This is a genomic window from Photobacterium sp. DNB22_13_2 (genome assembly GCF_052873915.1).
Genome location: NZ_JBNNXU010000244.1, coordinates 1 through 245, shown reverse-complemented (window position 1 = coordinate 245; position 245 = coordinate 1). Strand labels below are relative to the sequence as shown.

Sequence of the window (245 nt, the reverse complement as noted above, 5' to 3'; positions counted from 1 at the left end):
ACTTGGACGGTTCCACGCCGTGCAGCAGGTGCAGGAAGTGGCCGCCGATGGAGTCGTCATCCGTTTCGACTTCGATGCGCTTGCCGTTGTGGCTGTAGTGGTACCAGTACAGCAGCATCGAGCCGAGGCTCGCCATCAGGCGATCGGCAATGTCGCGTGCGCCGGGGGTGTTGTGGTCGTCCTTCTCGGGCAGCACGGTGCCGAGCACCGACACGCCGGTGCGCATCACGTCCATCGGGTGTGCG

The 245-nt window shown here is 64.9% G+C and carries 1 protein-coding gene; it reads right to left on the bottom strand.

The window, feature by feature from the left end; translation table 11 throughout:
• On the bottom strand, positions 1-245 hold a 245-nt coding region (locus ACVA58_RS28530), incomplete at both ends, for a citrate/2-methylcitrate synthase (RefSeq protein ID WP_446513594.1).